The sequence below is a fragment of the Sphingobacterium tabacisoli genome, from assembly GCF_017908035.1.
In the GTDB taxonomy this organism is placed as follows: domain Bacteria; phylum Bacteroidota; class Bacteroidia; order Sphingobacteriales; family Sphingobacteriaceae; genus Sphingobacterium; species Sphingobacterium tabacisoli.
On record NZ_JAEQMU010000001.1, the window covers coordinates 649,407 to 667,692 of the forward strand.

Consider the following 18,286-nt stretch of genomic DNA (forward strand, 5'->3'; position numbering starts at 1 on the left):
ACCTTTTAACACATAACAATGAATCGAACTTTCTTAGTATTAGTAATGGTGTTTCTGTACAGCATGGTATTTGCGCAATCTGGAGCAGACACTATCCATTATAAAAAGGTTTACTATTTTGCCGGAACAGGATTAGGAATCCCCTTGGGAAAGACGAGAGATGTGCTTTCGCCCAAGCTCTTTGTCGGCAGTATGGGATTGGATATCACCCTGAATAATCCAAAGTATTATTTATACCCCGCATTGTATTTATTAGCATTCAAGTATGACCAAAAGGCTCAGGACCCCGAATTCAATACGATAATAAAAAATGGGCTTTCCAATTTCTATATGTTGAGTTTGGCAGCGGGAACGAGAAGGCAGTTTGAACGGTTGAATACTTACGTCTATCTAGGCCCTACAATTGGCCTGGTACATGAACCAAGATCCAATCTCGTTGGCGATGTGGTCAATATCGAGTATTTAAAATCCATTGCATTTGGCACCAAACTGGGGGTAGGTGCTGACTACCGTTTTAGTGGCTTTTTTATTGGCACAGAGGTAGGATATATGTACAATGTAAATAGGGTGCAGAAACAACCTTTTCACGCTTTAACGCTGATGGTTGGTCTCAAATCGGATATAACCCGGCTGAGCGATAAGGTAGTTGATATTTTGGCACCCCATTAAAACTTCCCAATGCTTAAGAATCGTATAATTTGATTAAGAGAAACGGGTGTCTGTTAAAAAATGTTAACGACTCCTGAAAGATATACTTTAAGAAGTAAAACGACGTTCTAGAGGTGAATATAACATTCATAATTTCATAATTTAGGTTAATAATTGGTTTGGTAAATCCTGAAGTTCCCCGCTTCAGGATTTTTCTATTTAGTGACGTTTTGTCATCCAACCTGAAGGAGGGGAGTGCATTTCTTGTTTGTCAGTCCTGTCAAGGTGATACCGAGAAAATTATAAAAATAATGACAAGAGAAATTTTATTTATCGAAGCGTAATATTTTTTTGTTAAAATACTGTTAAAATTCAATTACCTTATGAGTTTGGTACCTCATTTGCATTAGTTGTATTGAATATAAAATTCATAATTTCATATTTAGGTTAATAATTGGTTTGGTAAATCCTGGAGCTCCCCGCTTCAGGATTTTTTTTTGAAACGAGTTATAATTAACGCTACTGTGCGGCGTTCATTTCGGGTGATAGATCAGTGGCATTCAGTGTCAAGTTAGAAGTTCAGCTTAGTAATATCCCACGTAGCGGTATGGAAGATCAGGAGCTGGTTCTTCGTTGGGGTGCTTCCCGTTATTATTTTCAATGTCTCCTGCACCATCATCAGTCCGAGTATGCCAGGCACAGTGTTTAATACCCCATTTTGGTCACAACTAGGCACATCGTCTGGATGCGGCGCGGTGGGAAATAGGTGCCGAAGATTTTTAGAACCCTCATGATTGAAAACTGCCAGCTGTATTTCAAAATTGAGTACCGAACCGTATACCAAGGGTTTGTTCTGTCGGACACAGGCATCATTGATAGCATATCGACTGCTAAAGTTGTCCGTGCCATCGAGTACAATATCATATGCCGAGACATAATCGTCTAGACTTGCCTCTGTTACTTTAGCGATAATGGGTTCAAACCTGACTTCCGGATTAAGTGCTTCAATGGCTTCTGCCGCCGAAAGAACCTTGGGCATCGCCAGGTTTTTGTGCTTATGTATCACTTGCCGATGTAGATTGTGGATTTCCACTTGGTCAAAATCGATGCAAGCAATCGTACCTACTCCCGCGGCGGCAAGGTAAAGCAGGATAGGCGAACCTAGTCCACCGGCACCGATTACAAGGACACGGCTTTGGCATAGCTGTACTTGTCCAGCTATGCCAATAGGAGCGAAAGATATTTGCTTTTTATAGCGCAGTATTTGTTCTTTTGTTAGCTTCATATCGAGATAATTTTTTATTGCTTAATACTCCATCTGCCAGTCTTTCCATACAGGTTGATACCCTTTTTTTGCAATCAGGGATGCTATTTCCGCAGGAGAACGCTCGTCGCTGATTTCAAACTGCTCCAACGATTCTGGAGCGATAACATAGCCCCCGGGGTTGGTTTTGGATCCAGCACTCATCGCGGTGACTCCCAATGGGATAATATGGTCCCTAAATAACGGATGCTCCCGTGTCGATAGCGATAGCTCCAAATCCGGATTCCAGATTCGATAAGCACATATCAGTTGCAGTAAATCATCGTCCCGCATGAGAAAATTAGGTTCGACCGTTCCGGTAGCCGGACGCAGTCTCGGAAAGGAAACACTGTATTTTGTACGCCAATAGTTTTTCTGTAGGTAATCGATATGCAAAGCGGTAAAGAAGCTGTCTACACGCCAGTCCTCCAGACCAAGTAATACCCCGAGCCCAATCTTATGCATACCTGCTCTACCGATTCGGTCCGGAGTCTCTAAGCGATATTGAAAATTAGATTTCTTTCCCTTGGGGTGATAGGTTTTGTACACCTCTTGATGATACGTCTCCTGGTACACCATGACTGCATTTACCTTCGCCTCGTGCAACGCCAGATAGTCTTCGTAATCGAGGGGTTGTACCTCTATAGAGATTTGGGAAAATAGGGATGTCAGTTGCTCTACCGCTTGTAGAAAGTAGGGCGTACCGACGGTGTGGTTTGATTCGCCTGTCACCAATAAGGCGTGCTGAAAGCCCATGGCTTTAAGTGCTTTGGCTTCTATGTCTATTTCGCTAGGGGTTAATGTACGCCGAGGGAGCTTATTGTCCATACTAAAGCCACAATAAGTACATATATTCTGGCACTCGTTACTTAGGTATAATGGTGCGTAGAGCTGTATGTTCTTGCCAAATCGGCGGGTCGTAATCTGATGCGATAGTTGAGCCATCTCTTCGAGCATTGGTTTGGCCGTCGGTGACAGGAGATATAGAAAATCAATGATATTACGTTGACTCTTGTGAAGCGATTGTTTAACCTGTTCGGGCGTGGTGCTGTATATCTTCTGCGTTATTTCCTCCCAAGAGTAGGTCTTGAAAATCGAGGTAAATGTCGTATCCATCTTTAGTAAGGTTGGGTTAGAAACTCCGTCAACGGACTGCTTCCTGCCGCTTTGGCTTCCGTGCTATTTATTCCGATTTCATAAGCGAGACGGCCGGCTTCTATCGCTGTAGAGAACGCTTGGGCGATGGCTGCTGGATTATTTGAAACAGCGATAGCGGTGTTTATTAATACAGCGTCTGCGCCGATTTCCATGGCTTTGCACGCATCGGAAGGTGTACCGATACCCGCATCGACAATAACCGGAACACGGCTCTGCTCGATGATGATAGATAAGAAATCGAGCGTCTTCAAGCCTTGATTACTACCTATTGGCGAACCTAAGGGCATTACTGCTGCTGTGCCCGCATCTTCGAGACGCTTACAAAGTACAGGGTCGGCATGGATATAAGGGAGCACGATAAAACCGAGCTTAGCCAACTCTTCACAGGCCAGCAATGTTTCTATAGGGTCAGGCATCAGGTATTTAGGGTCTGGATGTATTTCGAGTTTAATCCAGTTAGTCTGCATAGCTTCCCGGGCGAGTTGTGCGGCAAGTACGGCTTCTTTTGCCGTTCTTGCTCCCGAGGTGTTGGGTAGCAACTGCATTTGATTCTGGTCGATATAGGATAATATATCATCTTCTTCGGCCTCTTGATCTACGCGTTTTAAGGCTACCGTCACCAATTCACTTTTGGAGGCGACTAGGGCGTCCTTCATGATCTGAGGTGAGCCAAATTTGCCGGTTCCGATAAAAAAGCGGGATTGAAAAGTGCGGTCAGCTATTATTAATGGGGTCATAGGATATAGGGTTTAAGTTTTAATCAGGGATTAGGGGTGTCCAATTCTTTCGACATAGCCACACCATATAAGCCTATCTTAGATAGGACATCGATATCGTCGTAGCGTACGCCGCCAATCGCAAATAGGGGTGGTATGGAGCGGTCTTTTAGCTGTTCGAAAAGCTGCTGATAGCCTTCAAAACCAAGCGTGGGACTAAGATTCTTTTTGGTTTTTGTAAAACGTAAGGGACCGACACCAATATAATTGCAACGCTCGTCGACCCGTTGGAGAATATCCTGCAGGGTATTGGCCGTGCCTCCGATGATTTTCTTATCACCCAGTTTTATTCGGGCGATATCGATACTTTCATCTTCCAGCCCGAGATGTACGCCGTCGGCATCGACAGTCCGTGCGATATCAATATGGTCGTTGATAATATAAATGAAGTTGTAGGTTCGTTGCAATTGCTTTACCTGTTTGGCAAGTGCCAATAACGACGACGAATCTTCCGTTTTAAAGCGGAGTTGCACCCAGGTGATTCCTTTCTCCAATACGGCTATGATATTTTGGAGTTGCTCTCCTGCAGTCTCTCCAGAGGATATATACTGAATTTTACTGTACATGTTTTCTTATAAATTATTATGCCATAGCTTGTAGCAAGTTTTAAATGAGACCAAAGGATTAGGAGACAACCAGACGCTACCACACAGCGCCACATCCTCAAAGTGCTGTTTTAGCGACTCGATGTTGTCCTGATCTATACCGCCTAATGCGATGAGGTTTGTCCGAAAATTGGAGCGTTTCCCCGTATCGCGTATGGCCTCATTGGCCCGATAATCATGCTTCGAAATACTCGTAAACAGAGGGCTTATAAAAGCATCCTGATAGGCCTGCGGTAGCTTGTTGAATGTTGCCCAATCGTGCACTGAAGTACTCCGGCGATACCCCTCGAGTTCACGAGGGGTAAAAGACATTGGACGCGATGAAGCGGAATAATGTAAACGCTCTAAGCCCCAGGTACGGCTTTGCTCCTGATAGCTGTGGACTACCAGCTTCTTTCGCTCTTGTACCGTAAAACCATGGATAAACATTTTGAGTTCTTCTAGGGATAGGGCAGGTTTCCGGATATGGACAATCACTTCGGGATAGGTAATAAATGTCCGTATCAGTTTGCTTTCGTTATCCGTAGCCTCTGCTAATGTTATGATGCGCATCTATAGGTATATTTCCTTACCTGATTCCATAAATTCTGCCGATTTCTGTAGCATTCCATCAGCTACGCTTTCTCGGATTTCCTGTGTGATTTTCATCGAACAGAATTTAGGTCCGCACATGGAGCAGAAGTGAGCGACTTTAGCGCCATCCGCAGGTAGCGTCTCATCGTGATACTCCCGTGCTGTTTCGGGGTCTAGTGCCAGATTGAACTGATCTTCCCAGCGGAACTCGAACCGTGCCTTACTGAGTACGTTGTCCCGATATTGTGCACCAGGATGTCCCTTTGCCAAATCGGCGGCATGTGCCGCTATTTTATAGGTGATGACACCATCTTTGACGTCTTTCTTATTCGGGAGTCCCAGATGTTCTTTCGGAGTTACATAACAAAGCATCGCACAGCCGTACCAGCCAATCATGGCAGCACCGATGGCCGAGGTAATATGGTCATAACCCGGGGCTATATCTGTCGTCAGCGGACCTAACGTGTAGAATGGCGCTTCGTCACAACATTCCAATTGCTTCTCCATATTTTCTTTTATCAGGTGCATGGGTACGTGGCCAGGCCCTTCAATCATGACTTGTACATCGTGTTTCCAGGCTATTTTTGTTAGTTCGCCGAGTGTTTCCAGTTCGGCAAATTGAGCCTCGTCATTGGCATCCGCAATGGAACCCGGGCGCAAGCCATCACCCAAAGAAAAAGCAATATCGTACTGCTTCATGATTTGGCATATTTGTTCAAAGTGTGTATAGAGGAAACTCTCTTGATGATGGAAAAGACACCATTTTGCCATGATAGAACCGCCTCGGGACACAATTCCCGTCACTCGTTTCGCCGTAAGGTGTATGTAGCGGAGTAAGACTCCGGCATGAATGGTGAAATAGGAGACTCCTTGCTCGGCCTGTTCAATCAGTGTATCTTTAAAAATTTCCCAGGTGAGGTCTTCGGCTACGCCGTTGACTTTTTCAAGTGCTTGATAGATCGGCACCGTTCCGATAGGCACGGGCGAGTTTCTGATAATCCATTCTCTAGTTTCGTGTATGTTCTTCCCGGTTGATAGATCCATGATGGTATCAGCTCCCCACCGGCAGGCCCACACTGCTTTTTCAACTTCTTCCTCAATACTGGATGTTACGGCGCTATTTCCAATGTTCGCATTGATCTTTACGAGAAAATTACGGCCAATAATCATGGGCTCGCTCTCGGGGTGATTGATATTATTGGGAATGATCGCTCTTCCTGCCGCTATTTCATCGCGTACAAACTCCGGTGTTATCCTTTTAACTGGCGTTTTGGCACCGAAGCTATGGCCGGCATGCTGGTGTGTCATGGCGGATTGAGCGCTTTCCAATTGCTCGATGCGCTGGTTTTCCCGAATGGCGACATATTCCATTTCAGCAGTAATGATTCCCTTTCTGGCATAGTGCAACTGCGTTACATTCTGTCCGGCTCTAGCCTGTTTTGGTTTATGCTGGTAATCAAAGCGGAGGTGGGCCAACTTCGGGTCATGAGCACGCTGATTTCCGTACTCAGAGCTGATCTTATCTAATAATTCGACATCATTTCTTTCCAATATCCAGGACTCCCGAAGGCGGTCAATCCCTTTTTTGATATCTATTGCTTTGTTGATGTCGGTATAAGGCCCGGAGGTGTCATACACTGTGATAGGCGGGTTCTCTTCAATACCGCCTGTACTCAAGCGCGTGGGAGACAGGCTGATTTCGCGCATGGCAACTTGAATAGGGAAAAGTGTGCCCGGAATGTAGACTTTTCTCGCATTCGGAAAGGGCTGTGTCGTAATCGTGTTGTTTTCTTGATTTTTCATGGTTATTGGATCTAGCCGCCTTGCGTAGCGGTGATGATGAGGATTTTGTCGTGGTTTGAAATAGGGGTAGCCTGCCAGTCCTTGCGTGGGACAACCTGGTTGTTGAGGGCTACAGCAATACCATTGCTTTTTAAATCTGGAATCAAGGTCGACAGGGTATCGGCAAGCGAATGCGGTAAGTCGTCCCGAAGTTGATGAAATTGATTGTTAACTTTTATCTGCATCGTATTAAATAGTTTAATATTAATACTTTAGGAATGCAGTCAAAGCATAGCTATCGATGGATAGCCATTAAGTGAAAGGTACACTTACTTTTCCCTACGCTAGTATGAACTAGATCAGGTTCCAAGGGTAAAATCTCAGCCTGCCTTGCAGACACCCCTAAAGTATTTGATACAAGGATAAGGGATATTGTTGTGAAATAAAAATTTTTTAAGTATTTGTTTCTTTTTGTTAAAAAGTGTTAATACCGAGAAGGGTTTATACTAAGTATGGAGGAGTGGCGTTTCTTTAATAAAAGAAAGTAAGAATTTCATAATTTCATATTTAGGTTAATAATTGGTTTGGTAAAAACCTGAAGTTCCCAGCTTCAGGTTTTTTTTTATTCCTCTATATCGGTATTAAACTCGATAGGCCGATTCTGAAAATAGAATTTCTTATCCTCTTCGGTGATCGCCCGAAGTACTTTGCAGGGATTGCCTACAGCGATAACATTGTCCGGGATGTCTTTGGTGACCACACTTCCTGAACCGATAACGGTATTGTTGCCGATGGTTACATTGGGGTTGATGACAACATGACCTCCAATCCAGACATTGTCACCTATGGTTACAGGCAGGGCGTACTCTAGTCCGGTATTGCGCAGCTCGTGGTGTATGGGGTGGCCAGCGGTATAAATGGAGACCGAAGGGCCCAGCATAACGTTATTGCCTATTTTTACGGGAGCACAATCCAGAATCGTTAGGTGGTAATTCGAAAAGAAGAACTCTCCAATCTCAATATTAAATCCATAATCGCAGTAGAAAGGTTGTTCTATACAGAACAAGCCTTCCGTCTTACCGAATAGTCCGCGGATAAGGCCCTTACGTTCCCTATGGTTTTTAGGGTCTATTTGATTATACCTGAAGCATAAGCGCTGCGCCTTGAGCCGAAGCGTAGTTAACTCCTTCCGATTGGCATAATAGGGCTCGCCTGAAATCATTTTCTCTTGTTCTGATAGCGTACTTTGCATAGATATTGGATTGAAAGGGTGAATATACTAAAAGTCACTTTTATATAATTAATCTAGCCCTAAAAGGGCTGTTAATTTATTATTAATTATCTTTGCCTGGAATGATGGATAATTCAAAATCAAAGATTGCAATAATTGGAAGTGGGAGCTGGGCGACAGCGATGATTAAGATGTTGACCGATAGCACGCTTTCCAAAGAAGTATTTTGGTGGGTTCGTAAACCTGAGGATGTAACGTTTATTAGAGAGTATAAGCATAATCCGAGCTACTTAAGCGCTGTAGAGGTAAAAGTACAACCCGAAAATATCAGTTCTGATGTCAAATCTGTGGTATCACAGTGCGATATTATCGTATTAAACACTCCAGCGGCTTATTTGAAGTCTGCATTGGAGGGACTTACTGCCGCGGACTTTAAGGACAAGACGATTGTCTCCGCTATTAAGGGAATTATTCCTGACGAGAATCAGATTGTAGGAGAGTACCTACGTACACATTACGGTATTCCGCTAGAGCGCATTGTCGTAATCGGTGGTCCTTGTCATGCTGAAGAAGTGGCACAGGAGAAATTGTCTTATTTGACCTTTGCCAGCAGTACAGCGGAGGAAGCAAAAGCGGTAGCCGCATTATATGCATCGCGTTATATCAATACGATTATCTCCAATGATGTTATCGGTATCGAGTATGGCGCTGTATTAAAGAATATCTACGCTCTAGCTGGAGGAATATGTCACGGGCTAGGTTATGGTGACAATTTTCAAGCGGTGTTGATTTCAAATGCAATCCGCGAGATGAATTACTTTGTAGAAGCATTGGCACCACAGTATAGGGATATTAAGGCTTCGGCCTACCTCGGCGATTTGCTAGTCACAGCTTATTCGCAATTCAGCCGTAACCGTACATTCGGTAATATGATTGGTAAAGGGTATACCGTGCAGTCCGCTCAGTTGGAGATGAATATGGTGGCTGAAGGGTATTACGCTTCCGCTTGTATACAGAGTGTGATTCAGCGATTCGGACTAGCTATGCCGATATGCAATATGGTATTCCAGGTATTGTACAATCATCAGCCTGCGAGTGCTGAAGTAACTAAACTGGCAAAAGATTTTACATAAGATGATATTGAAAGAAGAGATTGCTGAAGCATATCAGCGTATTCAGGATGAAATCTGTCAGGCTCTCGAGTCGTTGGATGGCGGAGCTAAGTTTGAAGAAGAGCTCTGGGAGAGAGAGGGCGGTGGCGGTGGTAGAACCCGGATTATTCAGAATGGTAATATCCTCGAAAAAGGTGGTGTTAACTTCTCTGCGGTACACGGCAAGTTACCGGAAACGATAAAAAAAGCATTTGGAGTTGATTCCGAAGACTTTTTCGCTACTGGAGTATCTATCGTGATACACCCCAATAATCCGCATGTGCCTATTATTCACATGAATATTCGCTATTTCGAATTGAATGATGAGGTCCGTTGGTTTGGAGGTGGTATAGACTTGACACCACACTATGTACAGGAAGATGATGCGCGTTATTTTCATCAGACACTCAAGGATGTATGTGACCGACACAAAGATAGCTTCTACGAGGAGTTTAAAACCTGGGCGGACAACTACTTCTTTATTAAACATAGAAATGAGACGCGGGGCATCGGAGGAGTATTTTATGACAAACTGACTCCAGGGAAGACAGGATTGAGTTATGACGAAATATTTGCCTTCTCTTGTGATTTGGGCCGTGCATTCGCTCCATTATATACTGAACTGGTAAACCGGCACCGCGATAAGACCTATACAACGGCAGAAAAAGACTGGCAATTGCTACGTCGTGGCCGTTACGTAGAGTTTAATCTGGTGTACGATTCAGGTACACGTTTTGGGCTGGAGACCAACGGACGTATCGAATCTATTCTCATGAGCTTACCTGCTCAGGCCAATTGGTTTTATAATTTCACACCGTCAGCAAATTCTGAGGAAGCCAAAACAATTGCTTTATTAAGAAAAGGAATCAATTGGGTTTAAGGTTCTGTTTTAACGTCTTTTATGATAAATTTTGAAAGGTTTACTTTAAGCAATGGATTGAAAGTATTGGTACATGAAGACCATACTACGCCCATGGCTGTTGTTAATATTTTATATAATGTAGGGGCTCGTGACGAATCTCCGGAGCAGACGGGATTTGCCCATTTGTTTGAGCATTTGATGTTCGGAGGATCTGTGAATATCCCTAATTATGACTCGCCCTTACAGCAAGTCGGAGGCGAGAACAATGCTTTCACGAGCAATGATATTACAAACTATTATATCACACTGCCTGCTTCCAATCTAGAGACCGCCTTCTGGTTGGAGAGTGACCGCATGCTGAGCTTAGCTTTTAGTGAGCAGAGCTTGGAGGTGCAGCGTCAAGTCGTGTGTGAAGAATTCAAACAGCGCTACCTCAACCAACCCTACGGGGATGTATGGTTGCACTTGCGCCCTATGGCGTACAAGGTGCACCCTTATAGATGGGCGACTATAGGCAAAGAATTAAAGCATATCGAAGATGCAACTATGGAAGATGTCAAAGGATTCTTCTCTAAGTTTTACACTCCTCAAAATGCGATATTGGTAGTTGCAGGGGATGTTAAACTGGCAGACGTAAAGGCGCTGACGGAGAAGTGGTTTGATGAAATTCCCTCGGGACAGTCTTATCATCGTAACCTGCCACAGGAGCCAAAGCAAGATGCTGCTAGGCGAGAGGTCGTGGAAGCCGATGTGCCTGTAGATAGCATACATATAGCTTTTCACGGTTGCGATAGGCTGTCAAAGGACTATCAGACGATGGATTTATTGTCGGATATTCTATCAAGAGGCGCTTCTTCACGATTGTATCGCTCTTTAGTCAAAGAAAGACAGGTCTTTTCCGAAATCAACGCTTATGTAACAGGTAGTATTGATAGCAATCTATTTGTTATCGAGGGGAAACCACTGGCAGGTATCAGTCTAGAAGAAGCGGAAGCGATTATTTGGAAAGAGTTAAACAAAATAAAGACTAGTCCGGTAGTTGAGGCTGAACTACAAAAGGTCAAGAACAAAATAGAATCGACCTTGTTATTTTCAGAACTATCCATCCTGGATAAAGCAATGAATCTAGCTTATTATGAAGCGCTGGGCAATGCCCAAGAATATAACGACGAAAACGAAAAGTATTTAAAGGTGTCTGCTGAAGACGTACAGCGTGTAGCTACAGAAATATTTAGAATGGAGAACTCATCGACATTGTGGTACCAATCAAAAGGAGGTGTAAATGCCTAATAGACTGGAAGCGCCACCTTATCAAGCCATAGGCGACCTAGAGTTGGTACAGCCCGACGTTGTAAACCACAGTAATGGACTGCGCACCTTCTTGTTTCACAGCGAGGACTTGGAGCTGATGAAGTTTGAGTTTGTATTCGAGAACCACTACGAGAAGTCAGAATTGCCGATTTTGAACGTTGCGCTATCCTCGATGTTAAAAGAGGGTACAACCACGAGAAGTAGTGCCGAGATAGCCGAAGAAATAGATTTCTATGGTGCTTATCTTATGCCCGAGTATAGCTTTGACTATACCGCCTTGTCCTTGTACACCACAAGGAAACATGTAGGCAAAGTACTGCCTATTATAGCCGATATTTTGATGAATTCTACTTTCCCTGAAGAGGAATTAGAAACCTACATCCGGAATAATAAGCAGAGCCTACAGATAGCGCTGCAAAAGAATGACGTAGTCGCCCGTCGCTTGTTTTACAAAAATTTGTTTGGCCCCAACCAATACGGTGCCGTGGCGGATCTCGAAGATTATGATACCCTCAGCAGAGCGAAACTCTATTCGCTATTTGAGCAACAGATTCGCCCAAATAACTGCACCGTGTTGATAGCGGGGAGGGTAGACCAAGAGCTTCAGGATTTAGTGGATAATTTGTTTGGCCGAGAATGGGCGGAAAGCAAAACAGCAGTTGGCAACGCCATCGACCTTCCGTTAGCTAGCAATGGACAGTTGGTCGTAGAGCCTAAAGAGGAGGCTTTGCAGTCTGCTATTCGCATGGGCGGTATTACTGAAGGGCGTGCTCATCCGGATTTTCCGGCTATACAATTTGTAAACACATTGCTGGGAGGCTTTTTTGGATCGCGGCTGATGCGCAATATCCGCGAAGACAAAGGCTATACCTATGGTATCGGCTCGGCTGTCGTTAGTTTGAAGCATACCGCTTTTATGACCTTAGGGTCCGAGGTAGGAGCAGATGTCACTAAGGCGACCTTAGTAGAAATAGAGAAAGAATTTAGACGCTTGCGCGAAGAGCCTACGACTATAGAAGAAGTGGATTTAGTACGCAACTATATGCAGGGAAACCTCCTAGGCAGTCTGGAGAGTATCTTCTCCCATGTAGATAAGTTTAAGGCGGTTTATTTTAGCGGTCTTGATCTATCTTACTATCACTACTACCATGAGGTACTCCGTACGATGACTCCAGAGCGAGTTCAGGAGATTGCGGTACGATATTTCGACTTTGATAAGTTGACTAAAGTAATTGTCGGGAAGTATTAAGTACTTCCCTTTTTTATTTCTTCCGGTATTAATGGTTTTATACGGCGGTTTATTATTCGCTGAATTCCACTTCGTTCCGGTTTGTTTTTCTTCTTTATTCATCAAGGAATGAAGAAGACTCTTTCTTCGCTTCTTTAGCAACTTGTTTTTTCTTCTCCTTCGCATTAAAATCGGCAACCTCTATAATTCTAGGAATACTACTCTTCGGCGCCATATTCTTAACACGTTTTAATTTCTTTCTATAGCGCAGTGCACGTATGGTTCTGTTGTTTTTGTACAGATTCCAGTTCATTAGTAGCACCGAGAATAACACCACAACAAGGCCTATTATCTGTAATGGAGTCACCTGATGGTCGGTAAAGAAATGCACCAGCAATAGTGCTACAATTGGGTTGACATAAGCGTAGGTACTCACCTCGGTCGCAGGTCTGACTTGTAGGAGCCATATATACGAGCTAAAGGCAAGTATAGACCCGAAGGTAACCAAATAGATTATTGCCCCCCAATCTGCTAGATAGACGGCTTTGTAGTCAAAAGCTTTATATTCTCCGTTTAATAACGCGACCGTCGTAAATGCAACCCCGGCAGTAACCATTTGCCAGGCCGTTTTCACGATAACGTTTAGAGGCTGTTCTTTTCTTTTTTCCGTCTTTTCCTTTTGACTGTATTTAGAGGTTAGGGAACCTATCGTCCAACCAATTGTTCCCATGATTAGAACCCCCATAGCGATAAGGTTTTGCGACTTTTCTCCATCATCCGTCTGTCCAAAGACTTGCTCTGCAAACAACATGATTACTCCTGTAAAACCTAATATTAAGCCTAGAATAATCGGGAGGCTAGAAAAGTTTTCTTTCCACTTGGGTTTGTCAAAGATGATGAACCAGATTGCTGTGGCGGCCGATAGGATCGATACGATACCACTTGATATGTACTGTTCAGACCAAATAATAGCAGCCATGTCCACAAATAGAAGTAAGAAGCCAACAAATATTGCTTGCTTAACATCAGCTCTGTTAAATATTTTGTACCCTTTCAATCCACAGTACCCCATTAGAAGCGTTCCTGCTATAATAAAGCGAATAGAACCCAACACAAAAGGGGAGAAAGACCGAAGTGCTTTTTCGATGAAAAAGAATGTAGAGCCCCATACGATATAGACTACAAGATAAGCGAAGACTATGCGCGCTACTGAAGGATTCTTTTCTTCCATATTAATCTTTTGAAGGAATTACCAGTTTTTGTTCTTCTTTGACCGTTTGTAGGACAATCGTCGTACGCGTAGATAAGATACCTTCGATCTTTCCCAAGGTATTGCGCATAAGGTCGACCAGACCTGCGGCATCGTTGGTACGCACTTTAACAAGATAACCATCATCACCAGCGATGTCGTGCACTTCTTGCACTTCGGGGATTTCAGCCAATAGATAAGCGACTCCCTGCTCTCCAATAATGTCTGATGTCTTGATGAATATAAATGACAGTAAATTTTGGTCTAATGCAGAAGGATTGATCTTAGCATTGTACTGTAATATAACTTCCTTCTGTTCTAACTTCTTGACTCGCTCCAATATAGCAGAAGGTGCCATGCCGAGTTCACGCGCGATATCCGCGTTGTTTGTCCGGGCATTATTCTGCATGATGCGGAGGATTTGATAGTCAATATGGTCTAATGATACTTCTAATTTTGACATAATTCTGCAAATTTAACCTTTTTTAGAATATAATTCATAATTATTTATTAGAATATGAATAATATTCTATTTATATAGGTTGGTCTTTTGGTTTTCAGTAGGATTTGGCTTGCGTTATTTTGCGCATTTCATTTATTTCGTTGCATAAAATAACATTCGTTCTCTCCAATATACATAAAAATAATGTAAGATTGATTAGATTTGTTTATCTATTAGATTTAAAGAAGAATTTCATGTTGTCAACGCTAGAGAAACTAAGCCATCATATAGACGGAGAGTTATATTACAATCCTACCGACCCTAAACACCAGACCATTCGATTAGCTTATGCTACGGATGCATCAGTGTATCAAGAACTGCCCCTTGCCGTTGTGATTCCATATACGAAAAGTGATATCTTGAAATTGGTACAGTTTGCCGATAAAAATCAAGTCACTTTAATTCCCCGTACGGCAGGTACTTCACTAGCTGGACAGGTCGTAGGGAGTGGTATCGTGGTCGATGTGTCAAAATACTTCAACAAAATAATGGAGTTGAATGTAGAACAGCGTTGGGTTAAGGTCGAGCCCGGCGTGATTCGTGATGACTTAAATGCGTACCTGAAACCGCATGGCTTGATGTTTGGACCGGAGACCTCGACCGCAAGCAGAGCGATGGTGGGAGGGATGATTGGTAACAACTCGTCGGGACTCCATTCCATTGTATGGGGAGATACACGGGAGAACTTGATAAGTGCCAATGTCGTGCTCAACGATGGGAGCGAAGTGGTTTTTGAAAAACTAGAGCCTACCGCTTATTTTGGTAAGCTATCGGCAAAAGGGAGAGAAGGAGATATCTACCGTGCTTTGAATGATTTGTTGACAAAGACGGAAAATATCGAAGCCATAGAACAGGGCTTTCCGAAAAAGGCGATAACACGACGTAATACCGGCTATGCCTTAGATTATCTAGTAGACAAGGAGACCCCTTTCAATCTGTGTAATCTTTTGGCAGGCTCTGAAGGAACCTTGGGGATTGTCACTGAAGCGGTATTGAATCTACGTCCTTTGCCACCAAAGGAAATCGGTTTACTATGTGTGCATTTCAATGATATGATTGAATGTATGCGGGCTAATGTGATTGCCCTCAAGCACAATCCAGAAGCCTCCGAATTGGTGGATAAGTATATTTTAGATTTTACCGTAGGTCATCCGACCTATCAGTATAATCGTTTCTTTATCGAGGGCGACCCTCAAGCTCTTTTAATTGTCGAATTCCGCGCAGATACCAAAGAGGAGATTGAAGCAAAAGCGAAACTTCTAAAAGAAGAACTTATTGGAGCTGGATTCGGCTATGCCTACCCATTGATAACCAATGCGAAAGAAACAAATCTCGTATGGGATGTACGTAAGGCGGGATTGGGATTGATTCGAAACCTTCCAGGGGATAGCCAACCGGTCAATCTGATTGAGGACTGTGCCGTTTCGCCGGAGGATTTACCTGCTTACGTCGCTGATGTACAGCAATTATTGCAGGAGCAAGGCGTTCATGCCTCTTACTACGCACACGCAGGAGCAGGAGAGCTACATATCGAGCCTTTTATCAATCTAAAGTCTGCCGAAGGAAAGAAACAATTCCGTACGATATTGGACAAGACGGCTGATTTAGTACTAAAATATAATGGTTCGCTCAGTGGTGAACATGGTGATGGGCGCTTGCGGGGAGAATTCATCGCCAAGGTATTGGGTGAGGATGTCTATCAACTGTTGCGGCAGGTCAAGGGGATTTTCGACCCCAAAGGTATATTCAATGTGAATAAGATTGTCGATGCGCCACCAATGGACAGCTCATTGCGCTATGATAAACCTGTAGATGGACAGGCTATCAAGACTTACTTTGACTTTACCAAGGATGAAAGTATCTTGCGATTGGCAGAGAAATGTTCGGGCTCAGGCGACTGTCGGAAGACGGAGATTACTGGAGGCACGATGTGTCCTTCCTTTATGGCTACCCGCAATGAGAAAGACACGACCCGCGCACGCGCCAATATGTTACGTCAGTTTTTGACTAACTCGACTAAAAAGAACCGCTTCGACCACGAGGAAATAAAGGAGGTCATGGACCTCTGTTTGAGCTGTAAGGGATGTAAGACCGAGTGCCCATCAAGTGTAGATGTTGCCAAGATGAAAGCCGAATTCCTACAACAGTATTATGATGTACATGGTGCGCCTTTCCGCTCCAAGCTTATTGCGAATTTTACTAAGAGCCAGCAGTTAGGGTCGATGGTGGCACCGGTTTATAACTTTTTTGCGCAGAATGCGTTATTATCTAAGGTGATCAAAAAGGTAGTTGGATTTGCACCAGACCGCTCGTTGCCAAGTGTTTCGGGTACCACACTTAAACAATGGATTAAAAAGCAAGATTCACCGATCAGCCAAAAACGCGTTTACCTCTTCTGCGATGAGTTTACGGACTACAATGATACAGAAATAGGTATTACAGCATACAAGCTATTGACCGCATTAGGATACCAGGTTCTGGTGCCACCGCATAAAGAAAGTGGACGGACTTACCTATCCAAAGGTTTTGTTAAAGAAGCTAAAGCATTGGCGAATAAAAATGTCTCTCTACTGAGTCAGTTGATAAATGATGGTACGCCACTGTTGGGTATTGAACCGTCGGCTATATTGACCTTTAGGGACGAGTATCTTTCTTTGGTGGATCCAGACCAGCAAGAAGCGGCATCACGGATTGCTAGAAATGCCTTGACTATGGAAGAATTCTTACTACGTGAAGTAGAGAAGGGGAATATCCATCCTGAACAATTTACTTCGGAGAAGCAAACCATAAAATTGCACGGGCATTGCTATCAAAAAGCCTTCCATCTGGTAGGTACTACAGAAAAACTATTGTCCTTACCTATCAATTATACCGTTGAGGTTATTCCTTCGGGATGCTGTGGAATGGCAGGTTCCTTTGGTTATGAGAAAGAACACTATGAGATATCCATGAAGGTCGCGGAGTTGGTATTGCTTCCTGCTGTAAGAAATACAGGAGCAGATACCCTGATTGCAGCAGCAGGTACATCATGTCGTCATCAGATTAAGGATGGTGTAGGACGAAAATCGTATCATCCAGTGGAAATTTTATATAAAGCGTTAATTAAGTAAAAACAATGTCGTATCTTAATTGTTTCACAATAAAATAGAAATCTTACGAATTTCGGAGTGTTCGAAAGAAGATAACGACATGTTAAATAAAACTTATATACATATGAAATCAATCAATTCGTTTTTAGGATTAGGAGTTGCCGCCGCTGTTACAATGGCATCTTGTAATAATACCGGTCAGGGGAATAAAACCAACACTGCTGATTCTACAAAGAATACACCAACTATCGAGCAGTTGACCAATAATGCGGAAGCTGCAAAACAGCAATTGTTTTTACGTTTTACGGAAGAGATTAGTACAGACTCTTCGATGGTTTACGTCGCTAAATCACTGTTCGATAAAGATACTGTTGGATTGAAAATAGAGGTACTAAAGGATATCAAACCGGGACTTACAAATGATGGAAAGGTTGATGAAAAGGCAGGCTTTGTCAAAGGGGCGATTAAGTTTTCTTCTATAGGTGCTTCATCGGATGCTTTCGTGAAGGCACTAGGAACTATGTTCAAACAGCCTACTTCCAATAAAATGACGGACCAGGTAATATTGCCGACGGTATTCTCGTCCAATAAGACTGCTGTTGATTTAACTAAACCTTCTACTTATAGTTTTAAACTGTTTTTTGAAAATGGTGCGGGTGAACCAGCAGAGGTATTCGGCGTAGTGGATACCTACCGTAAGGCGTTCGAATTTTCGGAGAAGGATTCTACTTTCCGTAAGCAATTCGTAGCGGCTTTCGAGGGTAAATAGATCTAGATTCTACAAAAATAAAAACAGCTTCAATTATCTTAATTGAAGC

At 43.3% G+C, this 18,286-nt stretch carries 17 protein-coding genes and 1 riboswitch; of the genes, 7 read left to right on the forward strand and 10 right to left on the reverse strand.

Going from position 1 to position 18,286, the window contains the following annotated elements; all coding sequences use genetic code 11:
• Positions 1 to 18: 18 nt before the first annotated feature.
• Entirely contained in the window at positions 19 to 669 is a 651-nt protein-coding gene (locus JKG64_RS02535; RefSeq protein WP_133583190.1) for a hypothetical protein, read from the forward strand.
• A 550-nt stretch (positions 670 to 1,219) separates the two neighbouring features.
• Here the strand turns inward: JKG64_RS02535 and JKG64_RS02540 are convergent.
• The 8 genes from JKG64_RS02540 to JKG64_RS02575 all read right to left on the reverse strand — a co-directional run bounded on the left by JKG64_RS02540 (position 1,220) and on the right by JKG64_RS02575 (position 8,097).
• Positions 1,220 to 1,933 (reverse strand): HesA/MoeB/ThiF family protein, encoded by a 714-nt coding sequence (locus tag JKG64_RS02540; RefSeq protein ID WP_210352768.1) that lies wholly within the window; start codon positions 1,931 to 1,933, stop codon positions 1,220 to 1,222.
• A gap of 21 nt (positions 1,934 to 1,954) precedes the next feature.
• Positions 1,955 to 3,067 carry a 2-iminoacetate synthase ThiH gene (gene thiH, locus JKG64_RS02545; RefSeq protein WP_210352769.1) on the reverse strand — a complete coding sequence of 371 codons (1,113 nt, stop codon included), beginning with the start codon at positions 3,065 to 3,067 and terminating at the stop codon, positions 1,955 to 1,957.
• A gap of 2 nt (positions 3,068 to 3,069) precedes the next feature.
• Complete coding sequence (locus JKG64_RS02550; RefSeq protein ID WP_210352770.1) at positions 3,070 to 3,846, reverse strand: thiazole synthase; 777 nt, start codon at positions 3,844 to 3,846, stop codon at positions 3,070 to 3,072.
• A 23-nt stretch (positions 3,847 to 3,869) separates the two neighbouring features.
• Positions 3,870 to 4,451 (reverse strand): thiamine phosphate synthase, encoded by a 582-nt coding sequence (locus tag JKG64_RS02555; protein ID WP_210352771.1) that lies wholly within the window; start codon positions 4,449 to 4,451, stop codon positions 3,870 to 3,872.
• A 6-nt stretch (positions 4,452 to 4,457) separates the two neighbouring features.
• A complete protein-coding gene (locus tag JKG64_RS02560; protein ID WP_210352772.1) occupies positions 4,458 to 5,042 on the reverse strand; it encodes a beta/alpha barrel domain-containing protein in 585 nt (194 codons plus the stop codon).
• A complete protein-coding gene (gene thiC / locus JKG64_RS02565; protein WP_210352773.1) occupies positions 5,043 to 6,866 on the reverse strand; it encodes a phosphomethylpyrimidine synthase ThiC in 1,824 nt (607 codons plus the stop codon). It lies immediately after the preceding gene.
• An 11-nt stretch (positions 6,867 to 6,877) separates the two neighbouring features.
• Positions 6,878 to 7,090 carry a sulfur carrier protein ThiS gene (gene thiS / locus JKG64_RS02570; RefSeq protein WP_210352774.1) on the reverse strand — a complete coding sequence of 71 codons (213 nt, stop codon included), beginning with the start codon at positions 7,088 to 7,090 and terminating at the stop codon, positions 6,878 to 6,880.
• Between the two features lie 74 nt (positions 7,091 to 7,164).
• Positions 7,165 to 7,259: riboswitch (TPP riboswitch) on the reverse strand.
• 208 nt (positions 7,260 to 7,467) lie between these two features.
• Entirely contained in the window at positions 7,468 to 8,097 is a 630-nt protein-coding gene (locus JKG64_RS02575; RefSeq protein ID WP_210352775.1) for a sugar O-acetyltransferase, read from the reverse strand.
• Between the two features lie 101 nt (positions 8,098 to 8,198).
• Here JKG64_RS02575 and JKG64_RS02580 point away from each other — a divergent pair, with 101 nt between their 5' ends.
• Genes JKG64_RS02580 through JKG64_RS02595 form a run of 4 tightly spaced genes read left to right on the forward strand, consistent with a single transcriptional unit; the run spans position 8,199 to position 12,649 of the window.
• On the forward strand, positions 8,199 to 9,209 hold the full coding sequence (locus JKG64_RS02580; protein ID WP_380893274.1) for an NAD(P)H-dependent glycerol-3-phosphate dehydrogenase: 1,011 nt from the start codon (positions 8,199 to 8,201) through the stop codon (positions 9,207 to 9,209).
• Position 9,210: 1 nt separating this feature from the next.
• Positions 9,211 to 10,107: an oxygen-dependent coproporphyrinogen oxidase gene (gene hemF, locus JKG64_RS02585; protein ID WP_210352776.1), complete on the forward strand. Its 897-nt coding sequence runs from the start codon at positions 9,211 to 9,213 to the stop codon at positions 10,105 to 10,107.
• Positions 10,108 to 10,128: 21 nt separating this feature from the next.
• A complete protein-coding gene (locus JKG64_RS02590; protein WP_210352777.1) occupies positions 10,129 to 11,379 on the forward strand; it encodes a M16 family metallopeptidase in 1,251 nt (416 codons plus the stop codon).
• On the forward strand, positions 11,372 to 12,649 hold the full coding sequence (locus tag JKG64_RS02595; protein ID WP_210352778.1) for a M16 family metallopeptidase: 1,278 nt from the start codon (positions 11,372 to 11,374) through the stop codon (positions 12,647 to 12,649). Before JKG64_RS02590 ends, JKG64_RS02595 begins: the two co-directional genes overlap by 8 nt.
• 94 nt (positions 12,650 to 12,743) lie before the next feature.
• Here JKG64_RS02595 and JKG64_RS02600 read toward each other — a convergent pair whose 3' ends face one another.
• Complete coding sequence (locus JKG64_RS02600) at positions 12,744 to 13,859, reverse strand: EamA family transporter (RefSeq protein ID WP_210352779.1); 1,116 nt, start codon at positions 13,857 to 13,859, stop codon at positions 12,744 to 12,746.
• Between the two features lies 1 nt (position 13,860).
• On the reverse strand, positions 13,861 to 14,340 hold the full coding sequence (locus JKG64_RS02605; protein WP_210352780.1) for an Lrp/AsnC family transcriptional regulator: 480 nt from the start codon (positions 14,338 to 14,340) through the stop codon (positions 13,861 to 13,863).
• Between the two features lie 233 nt (positions 14,341 to 14,573).
• Between JKG64_RS02605 and JKG64_RS02610 the strand changes: the two genes are divergently transcribed.
• Positions 14,574 to 17,489 carry an FAD-binding and (Fe-S)-binding domain-containing protein gene (locus JKG64_RS02610; RefSeq protein WP_210352781.1) on the forward strand — a complete coding sequence of 972 codons (2,916 nt, stop codon included), beginning with the start codon at positions 14,574 to 14,576 and terminating at the stop codon, positions 17,487 to 17,489.
• A gap of 103 nt (positions 17,490 to 17,592) precedes the next feature.
• Positions 17,593 to 18,237: a hypothetical protein gene (locus tag JKG64_RS02615; RefSeq protein ID WP_210352782.1), complete on the forward strand. Its 645-nt coding sequence runs from the start codon at positions 17,593 to 17,595 to the stop codon at positions 18,235 to 18,237.
• Positions 18,238 to 18,286 lie beyond the last annotated feature (49 nt).

What these genes read in the sequence shown, in the direction of transcription:
- JKG64_RS02595 (WP_210352778.1), top strand. Translation starts at nt 11,372, where the DNA reads ATGCCTAATAGACTGGAAGCGCCACCTTATCAAGCCATAGGCGACCTA.
- JKG64_RS02555 (WP_210352771.1), bottom strand. Translation starts at nt 4,451, where the DNA reads ATGTACAGTAAAATTCAGTATATATCCTCTGGAGAGACTGCAGGAGAG.
- JKG64_RS02550 (WP_210352770.1), bottom strand. Translation starts at nt 3,846, where the DNA reads ATGACCCCATTAATAATAGCTGACCGCACTTTTCAATCCCGCTTTTTT.
- JKG64_RS02575 (WP_210352775.1), bottom strand. Translation starts at nt 8,097, where the DNA reads ATGCAAAGTACGCTATCAGAACAAGAGAAAATGATTTCAGGCGAGCCC.
- JKG64_RS02560 (WP_210352772.1), bottom strand. Translation starts at nt 5,042, where the DNA reads ATGCGCATCATAACATTAGCAGAGGCTACGGATAACGAAAGCAAACTG.
- JKG64_RS02600 (WP_210352779.1), bottom strand. Translation starts at nt 13,859, where the DNA reads ATGGAAGAAAAGAATCCTTCAGTAGCGCGCATAGTCTTCGCTTATCTT.
- JKG64_RS02615 (WP_210352782.1), top strand. Translation starts at nt 17,593, where the DNA reads ATGAAATCAATCAATTCGTTTTTAGGATTAGGAGTTGCCGCCGCTGTT.
- thiS (WP_210352774.1), bottom strand. Translation starts at nt 7,090, where the DNA reads ATGCAGATAAAAGTTAACAATCAATTTCATCAACTTCGGGACGACTTA.
- thiH (WP_210352769.1), bottom strand. Translation starts at nt 3,067, where the DNA reads ATGGATACGACATTTACCTCGATTTTCAAGACCTACTCTTGGGAGGAA.
- JKG64_RS02610 (WP_210352781.1), top strand. Translation starts at nt 14,574, where the DNA reads ATGTTGTCAACGCTAGAGAAACTAAGCCATCATATAGACGGAGAGTTA.
- thiC (WP_210352773.1), bottom strand. Translation starts at nt 6,866, where the DNA reads ATGAAAAATCAAGAAAACAACACGATTACGACACAGCCCTTTCCGAAT.
- JKG64_RS02535 (WP_133583190.1), top strand. Translation starts at nt 19, where the DNA reads ATGAATCGAACTTTCTTAGTATTAGTAATGGTGTTTCTGTACAGCATG.
- JKG64_RS02590 (WP_210352777.1), top strand. Translation starts at nt 10,129, where the DNA reads ATGATAAATTTTGAAAGGTTTACTTTAAGCAATGGATTGAAAGTATTG.
- JKG64_RS02605 (WP_210352780.1), bottom strand. Translation starts at nt 14,340, where the DNA reads ATGTCAAAATTAGAAGTATCATTAGACCATATTGACTATCAAATCCTC.
- hemF (WP_210352776.1), top strand. Translation starts at nt 9,211, where the DNA reads ATGATATTGAAAGAAGAGATTGCTGAAGCATATCAGCGTATTCAGGAT.
- JKG64_RS02580 (WP_380893274.1), top strand. Translation starts at nt 8,199, where the DNA reads ATGATGGATAATTCAAAATCAAAGATTGCAATAATTGGAAGTGGGAGC.
- JKG64_RS02540 (WP_210352768.1), bottom strand. Translation starts at nt 1,933, where the DNA reads ATGAAGCTAACAAAAGAACAAATACTGCGCTATAAAAAGCAAATATCT.